Genomic DNA, 21,861 nt, shown 5'->3' on the forward strand with positions numbered 1-21,861 from the left:
TCACCGCGACGCAGATGATGGAATCGATGATTTCCAGCCCGGTGCCGACCCGCGCCGAAGTGTCCGACTGTGCCAATGCGGTGCTCGACGGCACCGACGCGGTGATGCTGTCGGCCGAATCGGCGGCGGGCAAGTACCCGGTCGAGGCGGTCGAGGCGCTGGTGCGCACCTGCATCGAGGCAGAGCGGTCGGTCGACGGTCGCGGCGAAGCCCCGCACGACACCTTGCCGTTCGACCGCATCGACCAGACCGTGGCGATGGCGACGCTGTACGCCGCCGGCCACCTCGACCTGAAGGCGATTGCCGCGCTGACCAACTCGGGCACCTCGGCACTTTGGCTGTCGCGTTACATCAGCGGCACGCCGATTTATGCCTTCACGCGCGACGAGGTCACGTACCGCAAGATGGCGCTGTACCGCCACGTGCAGCCGCGGATGATGGATGCGGACCTGCAGGATCGCGATGCGCAGATCACCCATGTCCAGACGGCGCTGTTGAAGGCCGGCGTGGCCGCGCCGAACGACCGGATTGCACTGACCTTCGGCCAGCCGGCCGGGCGGGGCGCCAACACGCTGCGGATTCTGGAAATCGCGTCGCGCTGATCGACGCACCAGCCCCCGAAGGCCCGCTGTTGCGGGCCTTTTTTGCGCCGGCTGCCGGCCCGGGACATCGGGGGAGCGTGCGCCGGGTGTCCGTGGATGACGGCATGCCATTGGCACGGTGGGCTATCGTGACACTCGGGAAAGCGGTGATTGCGCCGCCGGACGACCGCAGGGTAAAAGCGCGGCCCGGGACGAAAACCTGTCCGCCACGCGATGGCGGAGGCGTCCGGACCCGTTCAACCGCTTCAACTCCATATCGAGAAATTCATGCGATTCGCATCCAAATGGTTGTCGCTGTTCCTGACCGGCAACCTGATCCTGCTCATCCTTGCCGGCATGGTCGGCGGTGCGCTGCTGGCGATGCTCTGGCCGGCGGCAGGCGAGGCCGCCGCCTTGCTCGGCACCATGTTCGTCAGCGCGCTCAAGGCCATTGCGCCGCTGCTGGTGCTGCTGCTGGTGGCGTCGTCGATCGCCAACAAGCGTCGCGGCAGCGCTACCGGCATGCAGCTGGTGCTGGTGCTGTATCTGGTCGGTACCTTTGCCGCAGCGCTGGTCGCGGTCTGCGCCAGCTTCCTGTTCCCGTCGTCGCTGACGCTGGTGACTGCGGCGACATCGACCAATCCGCCGAGCGGCATTACCGAAGTGCTGCGCAGCCTGCTGCTGCAGGTGTTCGACAATCCGGTGCACGCGCTGGCCAACGCCAACTACATCGGCGTGCTGGCCTGGGGCGTCGCGCTCGGCTTCGCGCTGCATCACGGCAGCGAGCCGACCCGGCAGATCCTCGCCGACGTCTCGCACGCGGTGTCGCGCATCGTGCAGATCGTGATCCGTTTCGCGCCGTTCGGCGTGTTCGGCCTCGTCGCCGAGTCGGTCGCGGCGACCGGGTTTTCGGCGCTGCGCAGCTACTCGCACGTGCTGCTGGTCCTGCTCGGCTCGATGGCCTTCGTGGCGCTGGTCGTCAACCCGCTGATCGTCGCCGTGGTCACCCGTCGCAATCCGTATCCGCTGGTGTTCACCTGCCTGCGCGAAAGCGGCATCACAGCGTTCTTCACGCGCAGCTCGGCGGCGAACATTCCGGTGAACATGCAGCTGTGCGAAAAGCTGGGCCTGAACGAGGACACCTATTCGGTGTCGATCCCGCTCGGCGCGACGATCAACATGGCCGGTGCCGCGATCACGATCACGGTGCTGACGCTGGCGGCGACCAACACGCTTGGCATTCCGGTCGACCTGCCGACGGCGCTGCTGCTGTGCGTGGTCGCCAGTCTGGCCGCGTGCGGCGTGTCCGGTGTGGCCGGCGGTTCGCTGCTGCTGATCCCGATGGCGTGCAGCCTGTTCGGCATGCACAACGACGTGGCGATGCAGATCGTCGCGATCGGCTTCATCATCAGCGTGATCCAGGATTCGGCCGAAACCGCACTCAACAGCTCGACCGACGTGCTGCTGACCGCTGCCGCGTGCATCGCCCGCGAGCCGCATTCGGTCCCGCGCTGATTTGCCGAGGCCTGGACGAAAACAGCCCGCCATCGCGGGCTGTTTTCACGTGGTGAAGGCGCGCCGGCGCAATTACCGGTTGCGAAAGAAAACCGTTTGCCGTCGCGGTAACGGGCCGGCGGCGAGGTATCATGGCGGCCTGACCCATCAGGACTCTCGCCGCGTGAGCCAAGACCCCGCACCGGATCGCAAACCGACCATTTCCGACGTTGCCGCACTGGCAGGCGTATCGCGCGCGGTGGCGTCGCGCGCCTTGTCGAGCGAGCCGCGACCGGTGGCCGCCGGCAAGCGCCAGCGTGTGCTCGAAGCGGCGCAGCAGCTCGGCTTCACGCCCAATCTGCTGGCGCGCAGCCTGACGACGCGCTCGGTCAATCTGGTCGCCATCATCGTCAACCACATCCATGACCTGAGCGACCTCGACCTGTTCGACCTGTTGCTCAGCGAGATCCAGACCCTCGGCAAACAGGTGATCCTGCTGCGGGTCGGCTCGGTCGACCGGGTCGAGGACTTCCTGCGCAGCGGCATCGCCTGGCATGTCGACGCGGTGCTGGTGTTCTCCGATTTCGCCGACGCCGCCACCGTGCGCAGGATGTTCGATACCGGCATGACGCTGATGCTCAACGGCCGAGGCGATGCGCAGTCGCCGGCGGTGCTCGCCGACGAGGCCAGCGGCATCGCCGAAGCCGTGGCCCACGCCGCGGCCAGGGGCGTGCGCGACGTGGTGCTGGTGACCGGGCGGGCGACGTCGAGCGTCGAGGCGGTGCGGATCGACTGCTACCGTGCCGCGTTCGCGCAGCACGGCCTGCGCCTGCTGCAGACGCTGCAGGGCGACTACTCGTACGACAGCGGTCACGCAGCGGGGTCGTCGCTGTTCGACGCCGGCGAGCCCGATGCGGTGTTCTGCACGTCGGATGCGATGGCGATGGGCATTCTCGACGTGCATCGTGCGTCGTTCACCGATGGCCGGCCGACGCGGTTCCGCCTGTACGGCTTCGACGACCTGTCGCTGACGCACTTCGATGCCTACCCGGTCGCGTCGATCGGTTACGCCAAGCGCGACTACGTGCGCGAAATCCTGAAAATCCTCGCCGATCCCGGCTGCTTCAGTCCCGGCATGCCGCCGGTACGGGTGCCGACGCGGTTCGTGCCGCGCAGCAGCGCGGGCTGAACCGGACATGAAAAAGCCGCGCAACGCGCGGCTTTTTTGCGGGTAGCGGACCGGCTTATTTGATGTCGGTCAGCGACGGCGGGTTGGCGGTCTTGCCCCACCACTTCTTGTAGTTGGCCACGTAGGCGCCGGACTTGATGTAGTCGTCGACGAAACCGTTGATGAAGGCGAGGAACTTCGGGTCACCCTTGGCGATGCCGATGCCGATCGGGTCGTTCGAGTACAGGCCCGGCAAGGTCACCAGCGCGTTGTTCTTGGTGGCGAGGTAGTCGAGCAGCGACGAATCCTCGATGCCGGCGTCGACGCGCTTCTGCTGCAGCAGCAGCACGCCTTCCGGGGCGAAGTTGTCGGTGTAGACGAGCTTGGCGCCCGGTACTTCGCGCTTGATGAAGGCTTCGCCGGTGCTGCCGCGGCCGACGACGATGTTCTTGCCGTTCAGTCCCTTCAGGTCCTTGATGCCGGCACTCTTTTGCACGATCAGCCGCAGCCCGGCCCGGTTGTACGGGTTGGAGAAATCGATCGCCTTGGCACGCTCGGGCGTGATCGACACGTTGGCGACGACGAGGTCGAGCTGGCCGGACATCAGCATCGAGATCCGCGCATCACCGGAAACGTCGGTGAACTCGGGCTTCACGCCGAGCTTGGCGGCGATCCTGTTCGCGACGTCGACGTCGTAGCCGACCGGATTGTTGCGGGCATCGCGGAAGCCCACCGGCTCGCCGCCGAGCGAGACGCCGATGCGCACGGTACCGCGCGCCTTGATGTCCTCGAGCTTGCCGGCGACGGCTGTCGCGGAAGTGAAAGCGAGGCCGGTGGCCAGCGCCAGAACGGTAAAGCCGGAGAAGAGACGTTTCATGATGAGATTTCCCTGTCAGCGTTCGGTTGGAGTTTGGAGCCCGTTAGGCGCGCAATGCCGTGCGCAGCTCAGGCTGCGACATCGACGGTTCCCACAGCCAGTACTTGATGTCGCCCTGGCAACGGAAATTCACGACCCGGTGGTCGCCGTGGGCGTCGATCGCATGGATCACCACCCCGGCGAGGAAACCGGTCGACAGTTCGGACAGCTCTTCGACCGCGAGTGCGACCGCGTCTTCGAGCGAATGGCCCAGTTTCATCGCCAGCACGATGCTGCGCGACGTGCTGCAGCGTACTGTCATTTCGCCGGTATGGGTACACGCGGCGGCACCGTAGCGGCTGTCGGCGTAGAAGCCGGCGCCGGCGATCGGCGAATCACCCAGCCGGCCCGGATACTTCCAGGCCCAGCCCGATGTCGACGTCGCGCTGTGGATGCCCTGCTTGCTGTCGCGGCAGAGGAAGACCGTGGTGTCGCGCACGCGCTCGGGGTCGGTGATCGTCGTCGACAGCGGAATCAGCGGCACGTCGGGGAACCTGGCCGCGTCGGCGCCGAGCTCCTTTTCGAGCCGTTCCCACCAGACGCGCTTGCTGTCGTCGAGCAGCGTTTCTTCCGGCGAGAAACCGGTTTCAATCGCAAACCGTTTGGCGCCTTCACCGGTGAGCATCACGTGCGGCAGCCGCTGCATCACCTGTTGTGCGACCGCGCATGCCGGCAGGATGTCGGGCAGGGCACCGACGGCGCCGACGTCGCGGGTCGTGCCGTCCATCACCGCAGCGTCGAATTCCATCCGGCCCAGCATGTTCGGCCAGCCGCCGTAGCCGACGCTGCGAACGCTGGTTTCGCGCTCGACCTTGCCGATGCCGGCAACCATGGCGTCGAGCCCGTGGGCACCCTGTTTCAGCAGCTCGACCGAGTCGGCAAAGCCGGGCCAGGCTTCGGAGTTGGCCAGCAGAATCATCGTGTCATCCCTTGCTCATATTGGAGAGAAACTGCCGGACGCGCGGGTTCGCGAGCCCGCCGTCGTCGGCGAAAAATTCGGTGGTCGGCAGGTCGACCAGCAGGCGGCCTTTTTCCAGAAACACCACGCGGCTGGAGATCGTCCGGGCGAACTCGACCTCGTGGGTGACGAAAACCATGGTCGTGCCCTCGTCGGCCAGCCGGGCGAGGATGCGCAGCACTTCGGCCGTCATTTCCGGGTCGAGCGCGCTGGTGACTTCGTCGAGCAGCAGATAGCTCGGGTTCACCGCGAGTGCCCGGGCGATGCCGACACGCTGGCGCTGTCCGCCGGACAGTTGGGCCGGATAGGCATCGGCGCGCTCGCTGAGGCCGACCGAGGCCAGCAGTGCGCGCGCATCGGCTTCGGCTTTTGCCTTCGGCACCTTGAGCACTTCGACCGGCGCCAGCATCAGGTTCTGTACCGCGGTCATGTGCGGGTAGAGGTTGAACAGCTGGAACACCGTCGCCGAACGCTTGCGCGCCTCGGCCAGCTCCTTCGGCCGCGCGACGTCGAAACCGTCGACCGAGATGCTCCCGCCGTCGAGCTTCTCCAGCCCGTTGATGCAGCGGAGCAGCGTCGACTTGCCCGAGCCGGACGAGCCGAGGATGGACACCACTTCGCCTTTCTCGACTTTCAGGTCGATGTGGTCGAGCACGGTGACACCGTTGAATACCTTGCGTACGCCTTCGATCTTGATCATGTCACAGCCCTTTCCAGTCGCTGTGGACGCGCAGGCGCGCCTCCAGCTTGCCACCCAGCCGCGCAATCAGCTTGGCGCACAGGTAATACAGCACGCCGACGGCCGTCCAGACGATGAACGGTTCGAGCGTGCGCAGATTGAGGATGTTGCCGATCTTGGTCAGGTCGACGACGCCGATCACCGACACCAGCGAGGTGACCTGCAGCTGGTTTACCGCCAGACCGATCAGCGGGCCGATGGCGAAGGCGGTCGCCTGCGGCGAGACGACGCGGCGCAGCGTCTGCCAGCGGCTCAGGCCGAACACCCGCGCCGCTTCGATCTGGTCGCGGCCGACCGACTCGATCGCCGATACGGCGATCACGTAGATGAAGGCCGCGGTGTTGCCCGACAGCGTGATCACCGCCGCCTGCACCGGCGTGACGTTGATCTGCGCCAGCACCGGCAGGCCGAAGAACACCAGGAAGAGCTGCACCAGCACCGGCGAGTTCTTCAGCGTCTCGGCGACCAGCGTCACCAGCTGCATCAGCACGGGAATCCGGTAGAAGCGCACCGTTGCCCACGCGATGCCGAGGACCAGCCCGATCGCCGAAGTGGCGAGGAAGACCAGTACCGACACCGACAGGCCCTGCCCGAGCAGGACGAGGTCGTACCAGGTAAAGCTGCCGTATTGCATCAGGACACGACCTCCACGATGTCGCGGTTCAGCCGCCGGTGCAGCGCGCCGATCGCCAGCGAGACGCTCCACGTCAGCACCGCGTAGACGACGAGCAGCACGAAATAGACCTCGAACGGCCGGAAGGTGTCGGACGCGACGATCTTGGCCGAGCCGGTGAGTTCGTTCAGGGTGATCGTCGACAGGATCGACGAGGTCAGGATCAGGTTGACCAGCACCGCACCGAGCGGACGGATCGAGGTGCGCAGCGCGATCGGCATGACGATCTTCAGGAAGACGGTGCGCTTGTGAAGGCCGAACACCTGCGCGGCCTCGATCACGCCCGGGTCGATCGCGAGGATGCCCGAACGGATCACGTTCGAGGTGAACGCGCCGCCGGCGATCGACAGTGCGACCACGCCGGTGGTGAAGGCGTCGATGTACAGGCCGAGCACCGGCAGACCGAAATAGAAGAAGAACATCTGCACGATGAACGGCACGTTGCGGAAGATGTCGACATAGATGTCGGCAGCCCGCCGCAACGGTTTTGACGCCGACGTCGACGCCATTGCCACCAGCGCGCCGGTGACGACGCTGCCGGCCAGTGCCAGCGCACAGGCTTGTGCGGTCAGGATGGCACCGTCGCGCAAGACGCCGAGGTGCGGTAGGAGGACCGTGAGGTCGAACTGCATCGTGGCTCACCATGAAAGTGAAATCGGTTTCAATTTACGAGACGAGGATTCGGGCCGTCAATACCAAGGGCATGGGGTGTTTCCTCTATGCCGGTGCGGTGTCCGCGGATGCGGCCGTGCGCCAGCGGGTCAATGGCGGGGGAGGGCAGTATGCGACCGGTTGAAGTGACGGGGGTCAGTGGGCCGTGCGGCGATGCGTCTTGACGGCATACATTGCCGCATCGGCCTGCTGCAGCGCGCTCTGGATGTCGGTCTGCATCGGGTCGACCGATACGACGCCGACACTGGCGCCGCCGTAGTCCAGCCGGGCGTCGCCGACGGCAAAGGCGGTGACGGTCTGCGTGAACAGGCGTTGCTGGAAGCTGTGCGCGGCCTGTGCCGGTGGCGTGTCGTCGGCCGGCCCCATGCCGACGGCGACGAATTCGTCACCGCCGATCCGGGCGAGGAAATCGCCCGCACGAAGCGTCGTGGACAGCTGTTGCGCCACTGCCTGCAGCAGGCGGTCGCCGGCCTCGTGGCCGTGCGTGTCGTTGACCGTTTTGAAACCGTCAAGATCGATGAGCGCGATCAGTACCTGGTGTGCGCTGCGACCGGACAGCGAAAACAGCCGCCCGAGCTCCTGCAGCAGGGCACGGCGATTGGGCAGGCCGGTCAGCGGATCGGTCAGCGCCTGTTGCGACAGTTCGCGGTTGGCTTGCTGCAACTGTTGCAGCAGCTGCTCGCGTTCGACGTGCTCGGCGATCAGCCGGGCAAACAGCCCGATGATTCGGTCGGTGCCGGAGGTCAGCGTCCGTGGTGCCGCGCTGGCGGCGCACAGCGTGCCGTACAGCTCGCCCGAACGCATGCGTACCGGCGTGCTCAGATAGGTGCGGATGCCCAGCGCACGGGCGGCATCCGAATCGCCCCAGCAGTCGGCGACGTTGTCGGTATACATCCGTCCCTCGTCGAGCGCGCGCTTGCACAACGTGTCACCCCAGTCGACCGACAGGCCCTCGGGAATCACCAGCGCACCGGTGTTCCGCGCGTACAGGATGTCCTGCTTGCCGCGCGCTTCGTCGATCGTGGTCAGGTAGGTCGATTCGAGCCCGGTGACGGTTTCGAGCATGTCCAGCAGCGGTCGGGTCAGGCTTTCCAGATCACGGGCTTCGGTGACGGTATCCGACAGTGCCAGCAGCATCGTCTCCATGCGTTTCATCCTCTCATGCTGTTCGATGGGATCACGGCAGGCACCGGGTACGCCTGCCGCGACGATTTCGATGATGCCGGGGATCGGCAGCCCGGAAAAGACCAGCGTGCACCGGAGGACGAAGCGGGCCCGCCGGAAGGGCGTTCTGCCAGCGGCAGGACGCCGTGCAGCCTTGCCTTTCGGCCCGTACGGCGGGCCGACTGCGGGATCACTGGGCCTTGAATGCCGTATAGATGTCCCGGCTCCACGAGACATTGCGCATGCCGGCGACGAGGCGAGTGAAGTCCTTCAGCATCAGCCAGTAGGCATTGCCGCTCGGGTAGCAGTTCAGGTAGCGCCGGTTGTCCTTCTGCCCGGAGCGCCAGGGCGTCGAGATCAGCGTGCGCCGGTCGGTGCTGGTGATCTGTTTCAGCGTCGGCAGGTAGTGGTTCGTGTACACCGGGTCGAAATACGGGACGCCGGCCTGTTTGCCGCCGTACACCCGCGGTACGTTGGCCGCCATCGCAATCACGTGCTTGATGGGCTGATCGCGCAGCGCCACAAGCTCCGGCGAGCAGTTGTCGTTGTTCGACAGCACCAGCAGCGGGGCATCCTTGGATTTGGCCAGGTAAATGTGGATGTTGTTGCCGAAGGTTGAAAACGGCTGTTCGACAAAATCACCGAAAATGTATTCCAGTGACGCCAACAGCGGCGAAACCGTGCCGAATGCCGATTTTCCCTTGGCCAGCCTGAACATCGAGCGGATACCGGAGAAACGCCCGGCATGGTGCTGGTTGCGGAACACCATTTCGGCGTCCTCGCTGCACAGGGATTCGATGGCGATCCGGTTCCTGCCCGACGAAAAAGCCAGAAAACCGAACAGCGCGTACACCGAGCCGGAGAAGGCATGAATCTCGCCGAACCGCGCCAGCCGGTCGGCACCGATGGCGTTGAGCACGATGTACTGGCGCGTAAAGCTGGGGCCGGTACTGTCCAGCAGCAAGCATGACGATTCGGGCGTCTGGCAGGCGATTTCGTCGGCGATTTCGGCGCCCACGCGGGCCTTCAGCGCCTGGATGTTGGCCGGAATTTTCATGATGTAGCGCTCCCGATGCAGTTGGAGAACGGGGTGGCAAGAACCGTCATCGCAAGGCGCGCGCCGGGACGGCGGACGGACACGCGCCAAGGGTATGACCGATCAATAGATATAGGAAATTTCAGCAAACTGAACGTTGTTTTTACGTAGGCTACCGAAAAAGCTTTCATCCTTGCCGCGATAAATGTCGGCGCCCGCAGAAAGCTTGATGCTGTCGGAGTAACGCCAGTTGATGCGGGGGCGGATGGCATAGTCGCTGTCGCGGAAATTGACGACGCCGACGATTTCGTAATCGACGCTGTCGTTCCACAGGCGCTGCGCGATTCGCAGCGTGAGGCCGTCCTGGTACTGGTGGAACTGATTGTTGGCGATGCGCAGTTTCCGCCGCACCGCGCTCTCGGCGGGCGTCACCCCGTCGAGCAGCGGGTCTTCGTCGAAGTAGCGAAAGAAGTACTGCATGCCAATCGTGGCATTGGCCGGCAGATTGGTTTCGACGCCGGTGATGCCGTACCAGTGCGAAATCCGGCCGTCGTTGACCTTGAAGTCGGTTTCGGGGAAATCCATGTGGGCGATTTCGCCGCGCAGGCCCCAGCCGCTGAGCGTCGTCGCCGCATCGGCACCGAAGACCTCGAGTTCGGCGTAACCGCGATTCACGCCCACGATGCGCTGGTCGGCCAGCCGCATCAGCTGCAGCGAGCGCGGCTTTTCCAGTCCCTTGAAGTACGACAGGGACCAGTCGAAGCCGTCGCCGCTGTGGTCGAACTTCGCGGCGTACTCGTACTGCTCGGCATCGGGCCGCATCGGCAGGTTTTTCTCGGCCTCGTCGTTCGGCATCCGGCTCTGCTTGACCTCCTTGCCCAGCAGCGTCAGCCGCCCAGGATTGCCGAAATCGTGCGAGACCGACAACATCGCCGCGCCCATCCGCTGCGCCTCGTCGACCGACTGCGGCGAGGTGTAGTCGCGGGCACTGATGTTGTCCGTCGGGTTGATCCGGTCGGCCCGGCCCCAGGCGACGACCTGCCAGCCGGCCCGGATCTGCGTTTCCTCGCCGGTCCACTGCAGGAAGGCTTCGCGCAGGATGCTGCGGGTGCTGCCGCCTTCGTCCTGCGCGAAGTTGTAAACCAGACCGCCGGCGCGAACACTCAACTGGTCGGTGAGGTTGACGCTGGCGTCGGCGGACAGCATCGGCGCCAGGATGCCTTCGCGGTCGTCGAGCACCCGGTTGCTGCTCCAGGCCCCGAGCGAGGCGACCGCGCTGAACTGGGCATTGTCGAAGGCGGCGCCTGCACCGCCGCTTGCAGCGAGGCAAGCGGCGAGCAGCAGCGGCTTAAAGTTCGGTTTCAAGGTAGCGCGGTGTGAAATAGAGACCCTTCACGCCCTGATTGGCCTTGAAGTCGTACCAGTCGATCACCGTCTTGTGGCCGGTCTGCACGTTCTGTACTTCCATGTGCATCGGCTGCCAGCGGCGCTTTGCAACGTCGACGTTGACGAGGTTGCTCAGCGTAGCCACTTTGAGCAGTTGCTTGCCGTCGTCGTAGAACTCGGTCTTCAGCGCCAGAAACGACTCCTCGTCGATCCAGCTGACCCGCTTGGAGTAGCCGGCCTGCTCGGCCACCTTCGCGTCCTTGGGCAGCGACTCGATCATCACCACCGGCTTGTTCGCGATCGTGGCATTGCCGACGACCTTGTGCGTCCACTCGCTGACCTTGTGGCCGATCACGTCGCCGTACGACATGTCGGTGCCGGCGAAGCTCTCGTTCTTGTTGGCCGAGGTCAGCCGGCGGGTCTTCTTCAATGCCGGCATATAGATCCACATGTCGTCATCACGGTCGCTGTGCTCGGCCAGCAGGATCACGGTGTTCTTGATGTCGGTCGGCGACATGAAACGGGTCATGCGCTTGGTGTCCACCGTGTTGTCCTGCATCTGCGTCGCGCCGAAGGTTTCGCGGACGCGGCGGTCGCCGTTCTTGTTGATCAGCTGGAACGTTGCCTTCGAGGTCGAGTCGGTAAAGCGGTTCGCGACGTAGTTCTTTTCCATCACGCTATCGGCCGGCGCACTCGTCGCCTTGGCTTCACGCGGGAGCGACAGTGTCCCGAGGCCGAGTACAGCCGCGACCATCAGCATGCCGCTGGTCGAACCTGCCGTGCCGAGTGCGGTGCCTGCCACGTTCACGGTCTGCGATTTGCGGTCCATGCGCTTGAGCAGGAAGGCCGGCTTGAGCAGCTGGATCAGCGAAGGCAGCAGCAGCAGGGTGGTGGCCACGCTGACGACCATCGACATGACGATCAGGATGCCGGACCAGATGTGGATGTTGAAGCCCTTCGACAGCATCAGCACCGAGTAACCGCCGCCGATCGCGGTGCCGACATAGAGAATCGCACGGCCTGCCGATTCGATGGCGCTGTCGATTGCCGCTTCGAGTGTCGGATGGAACTGCAGCTCTTCGCGGATCCGGTACAGCAGGTAGATCGCATAGTCGGCACCGATACCGATTGCCATCGGCGCGGTAATGGCGTTGGGCGTGTTCAGCGGAATGCCGGTCAGGCCCATCACGCCGAAGTTCACCAGTGCAGTGATGGCCAGCGGCGTGACCACCAGCAGGGCTCCGAGCAGCGAGCGGAACAGCAGCAGCGACACCGCGAAGATCACCAGACCGATCTGCAGGACGTTCTGCAGCTTGCCGTTCACCAGCGATTCGGACAGCGCCGTCGATTGCGGCACGCTGCCGCCGAAGTAGATCTTGATCCGCGGATCATTGTGCTGGGCCAGGAAGGCCTTGGTGTTGCTGATCACCTTCTGGATCTGGCCACTGTTGTCATGCTTCACGAAGGCGGTGATGTTGGCGTACTGGTAGTTGTAATCGACATAGCGGTCGAAGTCGGCCGGTTCGCCCGACATCGAGTACAGCAGCAGGTATTGCGACACCAGATCGCGGCTGGCCGGAATCGACATCGCTGCCGGCGAGTCGGCGTGCATTGCCTGGTTCATGCGCTTGAGCAGATCCACGACCGAGATCGTCTTGCCGATGCCAGGCTGGGTTTCAAGGAAGCGCTGGGTCTGCTCGATCAGCTGCAGCACCTTCGGATCCTTGATCACGTCGTGCGCATTGCCTTCGAACACCACGTACAGGGTGTTGGTACCGGCCATTTTCTCGTTGATCAGCTTGTCGTCGAGCTGGAACGGCAGGTTGGCGGCAAAGAAGCTCTTGTTCGAGTTCTCGACCTTCAGGTGCGTCAGGCCGAAGGCCGACACGATCACGATCAGCAGGAAGGCGAAGTGGATCTTGCCGAACTGGCGCGGGCTGATCGCGCGCTTGATCAGGCCGATGACCGGGCTGAGCACGTCGAAGCGCGGCTTCGTGGTCCGTACCTTCGGTGCTTTCAGCCACGAGCGGACCGCCGGAATGAAGGTCAGCTCGATGATCAGGCCGGACAGGATGCCCAGACCGGTGAAGATGCCGAAGTTGCGGATCGTGGCAATCTCGAACGACATCAGCGACAGGAAGCCGATGACCGCGACAATGCCGGCGGCCAGCATGACAGGCCCGACCTTGGACATCGAGCGGATCACCGCCTCGCGATTGGCTGCCTTCGGTGCCAGGCCATTCTTGACCGCGAGTTCGAACTCCTCGTAGTAACGCTTGAGCAGCTGTACCGCGTGGCCGGCAGTGACGGCGAGAATCAGGATGGGCGTACTGGCGTTGAAGGCATCAAGCGGCACCTTGGCGATGCCCATCATGCCCAGCCCCCACAGGACCGACAGGAAGGCGGTCACCAGCGGCAGGAAGAAGCCTTGCCAAGTGCGGAAGGCTTCGAAGTGCAGCAGGCCGACCAGCAGCAGCGCGATCGGGAACAGCAGCGCCATGCGCTGCGTATATTTCTCGACGTAGTAAACGAACATCGGCGTACCGCTGACCGCGACGCTGATGTCGTTGTTGGCCAGCGGCTGGACCAGTTTGTACGCGGCTTCCAGCGTCGGGGTGAAGCCCTTGGCGCCCTTTTCGACGGCGATGGAAATCGTCGCCATGTCGCGGGCGTCGGATACCACGACACCGCTGTAGATCGGGTTGCGCTGGATCGCCGTTTTCAGCTTGGCGATGGCGTCCGCGTCGATCGTGGCGCCATGCAGCATCGGCTTGACCTCGAGCCCTTCGTCATTGCCGGCGATGCCCTTGGCCCGCTTGGCGGAAAGGCTCATCAGGGTTTCCGGCTTGACGTTCGGCAGCGTGCGCAAGCCGTCCGAAATGGTCCGTACCCGATCCAGCACGGCAGGCTGATAGATGTCGCCATGCTTGGGTGCAACCGCCACGACCAGCACGTAGTTCGAGCCGAAGACCTTTTCGGCCAGATTGGTGCCGATCACGTAGGGATGCTTTTGCGGCAGCATCTGGTTGGGGTCGATGATGACCTGAAGATGCCGCATTTGCGACATCATGAATCCCGTGACCAGGAAGGTGGCCAGGATGACGAGGAAACGCCACCTGATGATCTGCCCAATATACTTGGTAAACATTGCTTGTATTTCCTTCAGTCGTTGCCGCGCATCAAGATTGGATTAAGGCTGAGCTGATTGGCCTGCTTGGCCAGGATCTTTTCTTCCGGCGAGGCGGAATTCCTGTCCCATTGCGCCAATTGCGGCGCCGCAAATCGATGCCACCAGAACGGAATCATCGCCACCACGATGGTGCCGATATAGCCGTACTTCAGCTGCAAGCTGGTATCGACTGCTTCGAGTTCCCAATACCGCTTGTGCGCATTGGCATGGTGATCGGCGTGGCGGGACAGATTGAGCAGGGCGTTCGACGACATCCGCGAATCGCAATCCCAGCTGTGCCGCGGCTCGACCTTGCTGCCGGGCACGCGGACGACGCCGTAATGCTCGATGTAATTGACGGTTTCGAACAGGAATTTGGCCAGCACGATCACGAAGGTATAAACCGCGACGCCGAGCAGGCCGGCGGCCAGATACCACAGGACGTAAATGGCGGCGGTCATCGCCAGTCCGGTCAGGACGCGGTTGTGCAGCGACAGCAACGGCTTGCCACTATTGGCCAGCCGCTGCGATTCCACTTCCCACGACTCCCGGTACTGGCCGAGGCTGGAACGGATGAAGAACGCATAGACCGACTCGCCCCGGCGCGCGGTGGCCGAATCCAGATCCGTACCGACATTGCGGTGATGCGAATACACGTGGGAAATCGAGAACTGGGCGTCACCGGTCATGGCCAGCAGATAGCGGCCAATGAGCATGGCCACCTTGTCGGTCGTCCGGTGCACGAGTTCGTGGGCGTACAGGTGGTTGGACGACAGCACATATCCGACGGCAATGGTGCTGGCGATCATTCCGCCAAGGCCGGCTTCCTGCTTGATTGCAAGCAGATTGACCGGAACGAGGCTCGATAGCGCCGCCGACAATCCGAGCAGATCGCCCGGAGAAACAATCCACATCAGGCTGAACATATAGAGCGATACGATGGGTACATACAGATACACCATCGAATCGAGCACCCAGTGCTGCGAATAGCTCGGCACGCTGCGATCCGGCGGCGTCAGGATGTCGACCAGCGCATTGATCAGGATGATGGCGACCGGGACAAGGAAGGCCCACTGCGGTGCCAGAAAAACCGTCATCGCTGCGGACGGCACAATGAAGCAGGTCAGATAAGAGTGCTTGAAGTATTTGTACATGGTCACGCTCTAGCCATTAAATAACCGCAGCGGTCGTTGCGGCGACCCCTTGCTCGTATTTGTCGAAACTCATTTGATCCGGATGCATGCCCGCCTGCCGAAGCGTGGCGATGGCGCTGTCCACCAGCGGCGTGGGACCGCACAACAGGACGTGCCAGGCCGATGCCGGCAGCCGGAACCGGTCGTTGTGCCGTGCGGCTTCCGCGAGGATGTCGGTCAGGTGTTCGGCGACATAGCCGCGCCTGCCCGCCCAGCTGCTGCCGGCCGGCTCGCGGTCCAGAACCACGTTGACCGACAGCGGGATTTGCGCCGCCTCGGCGCGGCGCTGCAATTCGTCCAGCGCATATATCTCTTTCTGGTCGCGGGCGCCGTAGACCAGAACGACGGGTCTGGCGGTCGGCGAGCCGCTGAACTTGTCCAGACAGGTGCCGATCATTCCGCCAATCGCACCAAGGCCGCTGCCGCCGGCAATGCACAGCAGGGGCAAGGAGGTGTCCGAACCGGTTTCGTCGAGGCCGAAGTCGCCAAAAGGCGCTTCGATGCTCAACGGCTTGCCGGCGTTGGCCGGATCGACGATCCAGGACGAGAGCGCGCCGTCGGGATAGTGGGTGATGTCGAACTCGACAATATCGGCGTGATGGCCTGCCGCAATCATCGAATAGCTGCGTGCGGTGATGTCCAGCTCGAACGGCTGCAAACGGGCGAACTGGCCGGCGCGCCAGCTCAGCGGCGCATCCAGTTGCAGGCGGACCCGATGGATGCGCGCGGTCATCGGCCGCACCTCCAGCAGGCGCGCGCCGACCTTGGCGGCACCATCCGGCTCGCTGTTGTCCCAGGCGATCACCATGTCTGAGTGCACGGCGGTCTGGCACGCCAGATAGGTACCAGCCTCGATTTCCTGCCGGGAAAAAACGTACTCCCGCTCCATCAGGGATTTGGGGCGTCCTTCGATTACCTTGATCTGACAGGTCTTGCACGCACCAACACGGCAGTTGTAGGGGGCGGGCATGCCATGCCGAAGTGCCGCCTCCAGAAGATTGCTGCCCTGCTCGATTTGCAGGGTCGTGTTGGCCGGCAGGAACCGTACTTCGAACTTGGCGGTTTCCTTCGGCTTCCTCTGGAACAAACCAAACATAGCGTCTCCCGTTCATTACTGCCTGCCATCGCCCTGCATGGCCAAGTGCACCGCGTTTATGAGGTTCGGCGCATTAGGGCCGGCGGAGAATAGCGTGCAAGCCTGCGGGGACAAATAGTCAGATCGGATGGGGTATTTAGAACTACGCCTTAATGACCGTGCCGGTCTGCTCATATCCATTCATGCCGAATGCGTAAAGAATCCGTCGACCGAATAAAGCGTCAAATCCGGCCGCGTTCTGCCTGACGTGGCTTTCTGCTCCAAATGGCATCCAGTTGATTCGAGAAGGAAGCAAAGCAATGAGCGTGGTACACATCAATTTGCCGGTTCCCCTGCGCAAACTTGCCAAGGGCGCCACTTCAATCGAGTGTCAGGCCAATACGGTCCTGGATGCTTTGCTGAAGCTGGACGAGATCGATGCATCGATTTCCGCGCGATTGCTCGAGGATGATCGCAGTGCCTTGAAGCGTTATATCAACGTTTATGTTGACGGAAAGCACATTTCAAAAACCGGCGGCCTGCAGACGACGCTTGCAAACAGCAGCAAGCTGGAAATCGTGACTGCATTTGCAGGAGGCTGAATTGAGCTACGAACAGCGTGCAGTCCATTTGCGAGCCGCGATCCCCGAAATTCCCGCCGAACAGGTGCTGGACATGCTCCGGCATGACGACGCGGTGCTGATCGACGTTCGTGATGCCGAAGAGGTGAAGGGCGGTCTGCCCGAGCCGGCGCAGCATCTCGCGCGCGGTCAGCTGGAATTGAACATCCATCATCTGGTCGACGACGTGCACCGCCCGATTGCGGTGATGTGCGCCAGTGGATTGCGTTCGCTGTTTGCGGCCGAAAGCCTGATCAACCTCGGCTACACCAAGGTGTTCAGCGTCCGGGGGGGCTTCAAGCAATGGAAGGATGCCGGTTTGCCGACGCGCGTTCCGCAGCAACTGAGCGTCTTCGATCGCGAGCGCTATTCGCGCCACCTGCTGATTCCCGAGGTCGGTGAAAAGGGCCAGCTGCGTTTGAAGAGCAGCCGGGTGCTGCTGCTCGGTGCTGGCGGGCTGGGCTCGCCGGTGGCGCTGTATCTGGCCGCCGCCGGTGTCGGCACGCTGGGCATTGTCGATCCGGACGTGGTCGAGAGCAGCAATCTGCAACGCCAGGTGATCCATGGTGAAGACCAGCTGGGAAAGCTCAAGGTCGACTCGGCCGAAGCTGCGATCCATCGGCTGAATTCCCAGATCAAGGTGATCAAGCATCCTGTGCTGCTCGATGAAAGCAACGCATTGTCATTGCTGCAGGACTACGACCTGGTCGTGGATGGCTCCGACAACTTCAAGGCCCGGTATCTGGTCAACGATGCCTGCGTCAAGCTCGGCATTCCGAATGTGCACGGTGCCATTTACCGTTTTGAAGGCTATGTCACGACGTTTGCAGCCTCGGACGAGGCGCCGTGCTATCGCTGCATGTATCCGGAGCTGCCGCCGCCGGAAATGGCGCCTTCGTGTGCCGAGGCCGGTGTGCTCGGCGTGCTGCCGGGTGTGATCGGCCTGCTGCAGGCAGTCGAAGTCATCAAGCTTCTGCTGGGTATCGGTCGCAATCTGTCGGGAAAAATGCTGCGGGTCGATGCGCTGAACAATGAATTCTCGATGCTCGATATCGACAAGGCCGAACAGTGCCTGTGTTCGCATCACCGGGACGAAATCCAAATCAAACCGATCGAAGCCTTTGCCTGCGCGATTTAACCCCGGACCGCCAATTCAATCATGACTTTCTACAAGATGCTGATCCTGGTCCACGTCATTGCCATGATGTCGTGGATCGGCGCGATGTACTTCAATCTGACCTTGCTGTTTCCGATGTACAAATCGCAAGGCGGAAATAGGTATGCCGATCTGATGCAGGCGCAGGGTACGCGGGCGGCGCCATTGCTCTATTTGCTGATCGTGCTGACATTGATGTCCGGTATTGGCCTGGCATTGCTGGGGAGTCAGCCTTTTTTTGCCCCTGAGGCAATTTCAAAAACGATCGGTCTTCTCTTGATGGCCGGCTGCCATCTCTATGGCAGCCTTGTATTGTGGCCACGTGTCTTTTTTGCCCTTGATTCGGAAAAGGAAAGTCTTTTCTCCGTCTATCGTCTCTCCATGTTCATCAGCGCGAGCCTCGGTACTGGCGCAATCGTTGCTAGCTATCTCTGGAAATAATTTCATATGAACAACAACGAAAGCTGTTATCTGAATCCGGACCGGGACTACTTGCTGCGGCACGTGCAGCTGAACAAGACCATGGTACGCGGCGAGGGTGTCTATCTGTATGACGAGGACGGCCACCAGTACCTCGACTTCCTCGCGCAGTACGGTGCGGTGCCGTTCGGCCATAACCCCGAGCAGGCTTGGGACGCGCTGTGCGCCGGCCGCGGCGAGCCGTCGATGGTGCAGCCGTTTTATACCCGCGCAGCCAAGTCGCTGGCGCAGGAGCTGGTGTCGCTCGAACCCGAGTTCAATTTCAGCTACGCGGTGCTCAGCAACAGCGGCGCCGAGTCGGTCGAGGCCGCGCTGAAGCTGGCGCGGGCCGCCACGGGCCGCGAAGTCATCATCAGCCTGTGCCTGGGCTTCCACGGCAAGACCAGCGGCGCGCTGACGGTCACCGGCAACCCGGTCTACAGCGAGCCCTTCCTCGTCAGCACTGCGCAAAGCGTCAAGGTCGAGCCGGAGGATTTCGAGCAGCTCGAACGCGCGTTTGCCGAGCACGAGGTTGCCGGCTTCATTTTCGAAACCGTGCTGGGCGAGGGCGGCATGCAGCCGCTGTCGGCCGAGTACATCCAGCACGCTGCCGCGTTGTGCAAGCGGCACGGTGCCATGCTGATCGCCGACGAGATCCAGACCGGTCTGGGCCGCTTGGGCGAATTCTTCTCGATCAAGCGGGTTCCCGGCGTCCGTCCGGACATCATGTGCCTGTCGAAAGCGCTCGGTGGCGGACTGGTGCCGATCGGCGCGACCTTGTGTACCAAGGGCGCCTGGAGCGAAGCCTTCGGCATGTATCACAGCTCGACCTTCGCCAATAACCAGGTCGCATGCCGTGTTGCCCTGTCGACGCTGGCCAGGCTCAAGGAAAACGACCGTGCGCTGATGCGCCATGTGGATTCGATCTCCGCGTATCTCGATCAGGCTCTCGAGACGCTGGTCGGCCAGTATCCCGATGTGTTCAGCCAGCACCAGGGCACGGGCCTGATGCACAGCCTGCGGCTCAAGCCGTTCTGTGGCGCCGAGAGCTACTTCCTGGCCCACGCCAGCATTCAGGGTTATCTGGTACCGCTGATCTGCGGTTATCTCGTCAACGTCGCACGCATCATCGTCGCGCCGCTGTTCAACCGCCAGGATCTGCTGCGGATCGAACCGTCGCTGATCATCGAGCGCGAGCATATCGATCGCCTGATCACGGCGCTGTCCGAGTGCGCGCTGCTGATCCGCAACAAGCAGTTCTCGTCGCTGTTCGCCTACGTGGTCGGCCGTCAGCCCGAGGAGATCAGCTATTCGTGCAAGCCGCCGGTCGCGCTGCCGATGGAAGCGTTGCGCGAACCGAACGTCGGCGGGGACCCCGAGCGGCTGGGCAGCTTCGCCTTCCTGATCCATCCGACGTCGGCCGAAGATCTGCTCAACATCATGCCGCGCTCGATCATCGATTTGAACGAGTCACACAAGCTTGAATTCCAGCAGTGGATGGCCAGCTGGTTCTCGCGCCGCTACGAGCCGGCACCGGTATTCCACGCACCGCGCATCAAGTCCAAGCTGGGCGGCTATGTCGAAGGCTGGCTGATTGCCTGCCCGTTGCCCCCCGAGCGCATGATCCGCCTGCCCAAGCAGCAACGGATGAAACTGCTGAAGCAGTATGTCGAGGCAGCCAAGTCGGTCAACGCCGACATCATCGGTCTGGGCGCCTTTACGTCGATCATTTCACGCGGTGGGATGGATATCGTCGGCGAGGGCATTCCGATCACTACCGGCAACAGCTTCACCGCAATCGCGAGTGCCGAAAGTCTGCACAAGGCGCTGGTTACGACCGGGAAGCAGTCGGGCGACAGCCGTATTGCCATCGTTGGCGCGGCCGGGTCGGTCGGCCGGCTGGCCGCGATCCACCTCGCAACCTACTACGCCTCGCTGATCCTGGTGGGCAACTCGGCAAACGCGCAGGCGCTCGATCAGCTCGGCGAGATAGCCGGCGAAATCTACGCACAGGCCTTGGTGCAGATGCAGCAGCATTCAACGTCGGGGCTGGCGAACTATCTGCGCGAGCACCTGCTCGATCGCCAGACCGTGATGGCGCGTTGCAACCAGATGCTGCTGAGCGACGGTGCACCCGATTACCGTGCCGTGCGGCAACTGATCGAGTCGCACCTGCCCGGCGCCGCGCCGATCGAAATTTCGGTCAGCATCGAATACGCGATGCGCAATGCCCATGGCGTGCTGTCGGCCACCAGCGCCGGTCACAGCTTCATCGAGCCGGCATGGTTGCGGCAGTCGGCTGTCGTCTGCGACGCGGCCCGCCCGCCCGATCTGAAGGACAGCGTTCGCGAAGAGCGCCCCGACGTGGTGGTGTTCGAAGGCGGTGTGGTGCGTTTCGTCGAGCCCTACCGGTTCGGCCGCGCCAACATCCTTGGCTTCTGTCCGACGCTGAACCTTGCCTGCCTGTCGGAAACCGTCGCCCTGTCGATGAGCGGCGTGAAGCAGTCGTACAGCCTTGGCAACCGGATTCCCTACGATCAGGCGCTGCGCATCTACCGGCTTGCGCTGTCGCACGGTTTTTCGGACTGCATCGCCACCACCGAAGGCGAGCTGGATTTGCGCGTGCATCACCTTGAAACGGAAGGTGCGCTGCTATGAGTGCGCAGGCCGTTTACCTCGGTGCATTGCGGCGCGCCTATTTCTCCGACCACAGCGTCCTGTTCTACGGCGTGCTGTCGGTGTGCTGCGCGGCTGCCGCTGTGACGCAGCTGCCGTGGTCGCAGTCGCTGCTGTGCTTCTTCATCGGCTGGTGCCTGTACCTGCCGGAGGAGTACTTCAGCCATGTGGTGGTCTTCCACGGCAGGATTCCGCGCAACGCCTTTCTGTACCGGCTGCTGTACCGGCTGCATCTGGGGCATCACGACAAGCCGCGACGGCTCGACCTGCTGTTCACCCCGGTGTGGTACACGCTGCCGGCGTTGCTGCTCAATGTCGTGCTGTTCTACTGGGTCAGTGGTGACGTCTGGCAGGCCGCGGCGCTCAGCGCCGGGCTGATGGCCGGCTACCTGATGTTCGAATGGTGGCACCTGATCGTCCATTCGCCGTACGAGCCCGGACCCGTTTTGCGCTACATCCGTCAGCAGCACATGGGCCACCACCACTGGAACGAGAAGCGCTGGTTCACGATTACTCCGGCCGCCCTGGTCTTCGACGTGGTGTGCCAGACCGGCGGCAAGGTACACGACGCGCCGCGCAGCAAGAATCCGCCGACGGCAGGGCTGGACGAAGACGATGCACGCCTGGTGCGTGCACGTGACCACTACCGTTTCAGCAGCGACTGGAACGAGAACGAATCGGCGATCTGGCAGCTGGTCGGCCAGCAATCATCGCAGTGATGGGACA

The 21,861-nt window shown here is 63.1% G+C and carries 19 protein-coding genes; 8 read left to right on the forward strand and 11 right to left on the reverse strand.

The window, feature by feature from the left end; all coding sequences use genetic code 11:
* The 3 genes from JMJ54_RS14405 to JMJ54_RS14415 all read left to right on the forward strand — a co-directional run.
* The coding region (locus JMJ54_RS14405; RefSeq protein ID WP_239000112.1) for a pyruvate kinase at nucleotides 1-602 on the forward strand (602 nt) is incomplete at its 5' end.
* Between the two features lie 267 nt (nucleotides 603-869).
* Nucleotides 870-2,096: a serine/threonine transporter SstT gene (gene sstT, locus JMJ54_RS14410; RefSeq protein WP_203539257.1), complete on the forward strand. Its 1,227-nt coding sequence runs from the start codon at nucleotides 870-872 to the stop codon at nucleotides 2,094-2,096.
* 163 nt (nucleotides 2,097-2,259) lie between these two features.
* A complete protein-coding gene (locus JMJ54_RS14415) occupies nucleotides 2,260-3,264 on the forward strand; it encodes a LacI family DNA-binding transcriptional regulator (protein ID WP_203539258.1) in 1,005 nt (334 codons plus the stop codon).
* Between the two features lie 55 nt (nucleotides 3,265-3,319).
* On the opposite strand, the gene JMJ54_RS14420 is transcribed toward JMJ54_RS14415, so the two are convergent.
* From JMJ54_RS14420 to JMJ54_RS14470, 11 genes are all read right to left on the reverse strand, one after another.
* Nucleotides 3,320-4,120, reverse strand: a complete 801-nt coding sequence (locus tag JMJ54_RS14420) for a transporter substrate-binding domain-containing protein (protein WP_203539259.1) — start codon at nucleotides 4,118-4,120, stop codon at nucleotides 3,320-3,322.
* A 43-nt stretch (nucleotides 4,121-4,163) separates the two neighbouring features.
* The gene (locus tag JMJ54_RS14425; protein WP_203539260.1) at nucleotides 4,164-5,078 is read right to left on the reverse strand and encodes a glycosylasparaginase; all 915 of its coding nucleotides are present in this window, start codon (nucleotides 5,076-5,078) and stop codon (nucleotides 4,164-4,166) included.
* Between the two features lie 4 nt (nucleotides 5,079-5,082).
* Complete coding sequence (locus JMJ54_RS14430) at nucleotides 5,083-5,817, reverse strand: amino acid ABC transporter ATP-binding protein (RefSeq protein ID WP_203539261.1); 735 nt, start codon at nucleotides 5,815-5,817, stop codon at nucleotides 5,083-5,085.
* Nucleotide 5,818: 1 nt separating this feature from the next.
* Nucleotides 5,819-6,490 (reverse strand): amino acid ABC transporter permease, encoded by a 672-nt coding sequence (locus tag JMJ54_RS14435; RefSeq protein WP_203539262.1) that lies wholly within the window; start codon nucleotides 6,488-6,490, stop codon nucleotides 5,819-5,821.
* Nucleotides 6,490-7,161, reverse strand: coding sequence for an amino acid ABC transporter permease (locus tag JMJ54_RS14440; protein ID WP_203539263.1), 672 nt, complete (start codon nucleotides 7,159-7,161; stop codon nucleotides 6,490-6,492). Before JMJ54_RS14440 ends, JMJ54_RS14435 begins: the two co-directional genes overlap by 1 nt.
* Nucleotides 7,162-7,336: 175 nt before the next feature.
* The gene (locus tag JMJ54_RS19450; RefSeq protein ID WP_275411122.1) at nucleotides 7,337-8,347 is read right to left on the reverse strand and encodes a GGDEF domain-containing protein; all 1,011 of its coding nucleotides are present in this window, start codon (nucleotides 8,345-8,347) and stop codon (nucleotides 7,337-7,339) included.
* Nucleotides 8,348-8,555: 208 nt separating this feature from the next.
* Entirely contained in the window at nucleotides 8,556-9,422 is an 867-nt protein-coding gene (locus JMJ54_RS14450; protein ID WP_203539264.1) for a hypothetical protein, read from the reverse strand.
* Nucleotides 9,423-9,524: 102 nt separating this feature from the next.
* Entirely contained in the window at nucleotides 9,525-10,766 is a 1,242-nt protein-coding gene (locus JMJ54_RS14455; RefSeq protein ID WP_203539265.1) for a hypothetical protein, read from the reverse strand.
* Nucleotides 10,750-13,935, reverse strand: a complete 3,186-nt coding sequence (locus JMJ54_RS14460; protein WP_203539266.1) for an outer membrane lipoprotein-sorting protein — start codon at nucleotides 13,933-13,935, stop codon at nucleotides 10,750-10,752. The genes JMJ54_RS14455 and JMJ54_RS14460 overlap by 17 nt, the downstream gene beginning before the upstream one ends.
* Before the next feature lie 14 nt (nucleotides 13,936-13,949).
* Nucleotides 13,950-15,110, reverse strand: a complete 1,161-nt coding sequence (locus JMJ54_RS14465) for an alkane 1-monooxygenase (protein ID WP_203539267.1) — start codon at nucleotides 15,108-15,110, stop codon at nucleotides 13,950-13,952.
* Nucleotides 15,111-15,126: 16 nt separating this feature from the next.
* Nucleotides 15,127-16,245 carry a 2Fe-2S iron-sulfur cluster-binding protein gene (locus JMJ54_RS14470; protein WP_203539268.1) on the reverse strand — a complete coding sequence of 373 codons (1,119 nt, stop codon included), beginning with the start codon at nucleotides 16,243-16,245 and terminating at the stop codon, nucleotides 15,127-15,129.
* Nucleotides 16,246-16,544: 299 nt separating this feature from the next.
* Between JMJ54_RS14470 and JMJ54_RS14475 the strand changes: the two genes are divergently transcribed.
* The 5 genes from JMJ54_RS14475 to JMJ54_RS14495 are packed head-to-tail and all read left to right on the forward strand — an operon-like array spanning nucleotide 16,545 to nucleotide 21,854.
* Nucleotides 16,545-16,826, forward strand: a complete 282-nt coding sequence (locus JMJ54_RS14475) for a MoaD/ThiS family protein (protein ID WP_203539269.1) — start codon at nucleotides 16,545-16,547, stop codon at nucleotides 16,824-16,826.
* 1 nt (nucleotide 16,827) lies between these two features.
* The gene (gene moeB, locus JMJ54_RS14480; RefSeq protein ID WP_203539270.1) at nucleotides 16,828-17,982 is read left to right on the forward strand and encodes a molybdopterin-synthase adenylyltransferase MoeB; all 1,155 of its coding nucleotides are present in this window, start codon (nucleotides 16,828-16,830) and stop codon (nucleotides 17,980-17,982) included.
* A gap of 21 nt (nucleotides 17,983-18,003) precedes the next feature.
* Nucleotides 18,004-18,441 carry a hypothetical protein gene (locus tag JMJ54_RS14485; protein ID WP_203539271.1) on the forward strand — a complete coding sequence of 146 codons (438 nt, stop codon included), beginning with the start codon at nucleotides 18,004-18,006 and terminating at the stop codon, nucleotides 18,439-18,441.
* Between the two features lie 6 nt (nucleotides 18,442-18,447).
* Entirely contained in the window at nucleotides 18,448-21,117 is a 2,670-nt protein-coding gene (locus JMJ54_RS14490; protein WP_203539272.1) for an aminotransferase class III-fold pyridoxal phosphate-dependent enzyme, read from the forward strand.
* Nucleotides 21,114-21,854: a sterol desaturase family protein gene (locus JMJ54_RS14495; RefSeq protein ID WP_203539273.1), complete on the forward strand. Its 741-nt coding sequence runs from the start codon at nucleotides 21,114-21,116 to the stop codon at nucleotides 21,852-21,854. The genes JMJ54_RS14490 and JMJ54_RS14495 overlap by 4 nt, the downstream gene beginning before the upstream one ends.
* The last annotated feature ends 7 nt before the right edge of the window (nucleotides 21,855-21,861 follow it).

The sequence above is a fragment of the Jeongeupia naejangsanensis genome (assembly GCF_016865585.1).
Classification (GTDB): Bacteria; Pseudomonadota; Gammaproteobacteria; order Burkholderiales; family Chitinibacteraceae; genus Jeongeupia; species Jeongeupia naejangsanensis.